This window comes from Mesorhizobium sp. M4B.F.Ca.ET.017.02.2.1 (genome assembly GCF_003998955.1).
In the GTDB taxonomy this organism is placed as follows: Bacteria; Pseudomonadota; Alphaproteobacteria; order Rhizobiales; family Rhizobiaceae; genus Mesorhizobium; species Mesorhizobium abyssinicae.
Genome location: NZ_RZOF01000431.1, coordinates 1 through 4,689, shown reverse-complemented (window position 1 = coordinate 4,689; position 4,689 = coordinate 1). Strand labels below are relative to the sequence as shown.

At 63.4% G+C, this 4,689-nt stretch carries 2 protein-coding genes and 1 pseudogene; 1 reads left to right on the top strand and 2 read right to left on the bottom strand.

Annotation, left to right across the window (positions count from 1 at the left end; genetic code table 11):
• Nucleotides 1-1,933: penicillin-binding protein 1A (locus tag EN738_RS31210; protein ID WP_145966985.1), on the bottom strand; the 1,933-nt coding region annotated here is incomplete at its 3' end.
• Nucleotides 1,934-2,144: 211 nt separating this feature from the next.
• The gene (locus EN738_RS31205) at nucleotides 2,145-3,404 is read right to left on the bottom strand and encodes an N-acetylmuramoyl-L-alanine amidase (protein ID WP_127286961.1); all 1,260 of its coding nucleotides are present in this window, start codon (nucleotides 3,402-3,404) and stop codon (nucleotides 2,145-2,147) included.
• A gap of 652 nt (nucleotides 3,405-4,056) precedes the next feature.
• On the opposite strand from EN738_RS31205, the pseudogene EN738_RS31200 reads away from it, so the two are divergent.
• Nucleotides 4,057-4,689: pseudogene (locus EN738_RS31200) on the top strand (S1 RNA-binding domain-containing protein); the annotation flags it as partial.

The following is a 4,689-nucleotide window of genomic DNA, read 5'->3' as shown; positions in this document are numbered from 1 at the left end:
GCTCGGAATTGTCGACCAGTTCCGGTTCGGACTGGTTCTTCCATTCGGCGGCGTTGCAGCCTTCGCAACCGCGCTCGTCCTGCTTGAACACCGTCTTGCCGTAGCGGTCCTGGATGCGGTCGATGAGCGAGGGTTTGATCGACTTGCCGCCATTGGCCATGATCGAATAGGCCGACACCATGCGCATCACGGTCGTCTCGCCTGAGCCGAGCGCCATCGGCAGGTAGGGCGCCAGATGGTCGTAGACGCCGAAGCGCTCGGCATATTCAACCACCAGCTTCATGCCCATGTCGTTGGCGAGCCGCACCGTCATCAGGTTGCGCGACTTCTCGATACCGGAGCGCAGCGTCGCCGGACCGGCCGCCGTGCCGTCGTAGTTCTTCGGCGTCCAGGTGGTGTTGCCGCTCTGGATGGTGATCGGGCCGTCCATGATCACCGAGGCCGGCGTGTAGCCATTGTCGAGCGCGGCCGAATAGACGATCGGCTTGAACGACGAGCCCGGCTGGCGCATCGCCTGGGTCGCCCGGTTGAACTCCGATTGCGCATAGGAGAAGCCGCCGACCATGGCCAGAACGCGGCCGGTGTGCGGATCCATGGCGACGAGGCCGCCTTCCACTTGCGGAACCTGACGCAGACTGTAGGCGCTGTCCGAGCCTTCGTTCTTCTGCACGAAAATGACGTCGCCGGGCTGCAGCACATCCGCCGGCGATTTCGCCTTGACGCTCTTGCCGTCGACGATGTGGCGCATGGCAAAACCCATGTCCTCCTTGCTGACGGTGCCTTCGACGCGCTCCTTGACGATGTCGCCCGAGACCTGGCGCGCCGGCTGCAGACCGATAGAGAGGCCGGTGTCGGAGCTGTCGAGGACGACGGCGAGCGACCATTCCGGCACGTCCTCCAGCCCCTTGACGTTGCCGAGCGGCACGCCCCAGTCGCCGGAGACATCGATGTGGGTCACCGGTCCGCGATAACCGCGCAGCGTGTCGTATTTTAGCAACCCGTTCTGCATCGCCTTGCGGGCAATCAGCTGGATCTTCGGGTCGAGCGTCGTGCGCACCGAAAGACCGCCCTCGTAGAGCGCATTCTCGCCATAGCGCGCGATGATCTGGCGGCGCACTTCCTCGGTGAAATACTCGCCCGCGAACAGATAGGAGCCGTTGCGGCGCGGCGTCACGCCCAGTGGCTCGGCCTTGGCCTTGTCGCCTTCCTCGCGCGTCACGTAGCCGTTCTCGACCATCTGGTCGATGACCCAGTTGCGCCGCTCCAGCGCGCGGTCGGCATGCTTGAACGGGTGGTAGTTGTTGGGGCCCTTCGGCAGCGAAGCAAGGTAGGCCGCTTCCGCGACGGTGAGCTCGTTGACCGACTTGTCGAAATAGGTCAGCGCCGCGCCCGCCACGCCATAGGCGCCGAAGCCGAAGAAGATCTCGTTGAGATAGAGCTCGAGGATGCGATCCTTCGAATAGGCCTGCTCGATGCGGAAGGCCAGGATCATCTCCTTGATCTTGCGCTCGTAGGTCTGGTCCGAGGTCAACAGGAAGTTCTTCGCCACCTGCTGCGTGATCGTCGAGGCGCCGACCTGGCGCCTGCCCGAGCCGAAGTTCTGCAGGTTGACGATGATGGCGCGACCGAGGCCGGTCACATCGATACCGGGATGGTTGTAGAAGTTCTTGTCCTCGGCGGACAGGAAGGCGGCCTTCACTCGATCCGGAACCGCCTGGATCGGCAGATAGAGGCGCCGCTCGCGCGCATATTCGGCCATCAGCGCGCCGTCGGAAGCATGGATGCGCGTCGTGACCGGCGGCTCGTATTTGGCCAGCACTTCGTAGTCGGGCAGGTCCTTCGCCAGATGGCTGATGTAGATCGCCACGCCGGCGGCCACGATAAGGGCCAGCGTCGTGCCGATGCCGAAGAAATAGCCGATGAGACGAATCATGCCCGCTCCAGTCCGTGGTTCGGGAATTTCCTAAACGAAGCCGCCTGTCGCGCAAGCTTCAGGGACGGTCCCAATCCGCAATGGGAAACCCATGTCGCCACCATGTGGACAAAATACGGCAGCACGGGGTTTTCGGCTTCCCTCCGCGGAAATTATAGCGCCGGGTGTTGTCGCCATGCAACGCCGCCTGTGGTTGCAGGCGGCAGCAACGTCAGCCCCCGGTTCCCGTTCCGGCCTTCGCTGAAGCGAACAGCGCGACGGCATTGGTTATGCTCTGCGCAGCCTTGCCGCGCCAGTCGGCGCTGAGCAGTTGCGCTTCGTCCTTGGCGTTTGACAGATAGCCCAGTTCGACCAGCACCGAAGGCACGTCCGGCGCCTTCAGCACCTTGAACCCGGCGGAGCGCTGCGGGTTGTTGATAAGGCCGACGCTGCTGGAAAGCTGCCCGACCAGGGTGTGGGCGAAGCTCATCGAGAAGCCGTGCGTCTCGCGGCGGATCAGGTCGATCAGGATGTCGGTCACTTCCTTGTTTTCGTCCTTGATCTCCATGCCGGCGAACTGATCCGAGAGGTTTTCGCGATCGGCAAGCGCCTGTGCCTCGGGATCGGAAGCCTTGTCTGAAACGGTATAGACGGTCGCGCCGCGAATGCCCTTGACGCTGATCGTGTCGGCATGGATCGAGATCAGGAGGTCGGCTTCATGCTGGCGGGCGATGCGCACGCGGTCGTCCAGCCGCAGGAACTCGTCCTTCTCGCGGGTCATGAACACATCGTACTTGCCGACCGCGACGAGCTTGTCGCGCAATTCGGTGGCAAAGGCGAGCGTGACGTTCTTCTCGATGGTGCCGTTGAGCCCCTCGGCACCGCCGTCGACGCCGCCATGACCGGGGTCGATGACGACGGTGAAGCGATGGCCGGGATTGGAGATCGGTCCGGTTCCGACCCTGCCGCCCTTGTCGGTCGATACTGTCGAGCCGGTGGTCAACGCCTGGTTGGCGAGGGCGGCATCGAATTCGCGCGCCGAGGCCGCCGACATGTCGATGGCGATGCGATAGCCGCTACCGTCGTCGTTCTTGAGCACGTCGAGCTTGTCGACCGAAAACGGCCCCTTGCCGGTGAGGATCAGCCGCGATCCCTGGCCCTGATCGCCGTAGCGGACTGCCCGGACAAGGCCCCGCGCCTTCACGTCCTTGGCGCCAATGGCGAATCTGGTGCGCGGCAGGTCGACGACGAGGCGATTGGGACCGCGCAGCAGGAACCATTTGACGTCTGGCTCGCGGTCGAAAGTCATGACGATGCGCATCTTGGTGGCATCACCCGCCATCTTGAAGCCGGTGGCGCCAAGCGGCGCGTCGGCGGCGCGGGAAACGCCCGAAAACACGAGGAAAGCCGCCATCAGCACAAGCACGCAGGCGGCATGCAGGATAGGCCAAGCGGCGCAACGACCCTTGTTTGCGGTGCCTGCCAGTCCCATCTCTTTCCAGTCGCTCCCGGTTTGGCGCCAGGCGCCGGGTCGTTTCATCGAAGTGCCGGTTAGGCCGCGAACTCGATTAACGATTGGTATCCAGAGAAGGTTAACCAAGCCTTTTCACGCAAGGAACCGACGGCCGGGCTTCCCTAAGGGAACTCCTTTTTGCCGGCATCGGAAATCGGGGTTGCCTTCCCTGCCGCCAAATCATAAAAGCGATGGTGGATCACTGCAATCCTGGAACCGCTTCCTCCGCAGCTTCCTGCTACAGGTCAGATGAAAGGCGGCTCCTTTCGCTTCCAGCGAAAAGGCTTCAGGTGATCGCGACGAATTTCGCAGGCGTGCGCCCGTGGCGGGGGAATCGCCTGCGTGAGGAAAACGGCCGGGTTGTCCCGTGCCGGCTCTGTATGAGCAAACAAGCTGGTCCGGTTCGTCCGGGCTTTGGTTCAAAAGGTTCTGCTGGTGCCGATGGCTTCAAGCGCAATCATGGAAAGGTCCGCAACGAACCGCGCCATTGTGGCTGCGGGCGGCACCGCCATGGCGCTCAAGCGGCGGCCGGCGGACGTTCAATTGTCCGGCACCCATGTTTACCCAGGACCGAAGCAGCGGGCTTTGCCCCGCAGGCTGCGGCTGGCGGCTGCCGGGGGGAAACGAAATAATGCCCAACAAGATGCTGATAGACGCCTCCCACCAGGAGGAAACACGCGTTGTCGTCATTCGCGGTAATCGTATTGAAGAATTCGACTTTGAATCACAGGACAAGAAGCAGCTCAAAGGAAACATCTACCTCGCCCGCGTAACGCGCGTCGAACCGTCCCTGCAGGCAGCTTTTGTCGAATATGGCGGCAACCGTCACGGGTTCCTCGCCTTTAGCGAAATCCATCCCGACTACTACCAGATCCCGGTCGCCGACCGTCAGGCGCTGCTGCGCGCGGAAGCGCAGGAGGCCGAGGACGACGACGATGAGGACGGTGACGGCGAGGAGCACCAGGCCCGCGATCGCGGCCGGCGCGGCCGCCGGCGCGGCGGCAAGAACCGCGATCGCGGCGAGCACAAGCGCGAGGCGAGCGCCGCTGGTTCGGACGAGAACGGCGAAAGCAGCGAGGCGACAAGCAGCGAGGCGGCAGGCAGCGAGGAAGCGGTGGTTGCCGGCGAAGACGTCGTCGAGGCGGTCGCCGAGACCATCGAGGTCAGCACTGAGGCCGAGACAGAGCAAGGCGGCCAGGACGAAGGCGCTGCCGGACATACCGATGAGGCCGCTTCTGAGGACAATGGCGAATCTTCGGAGGGC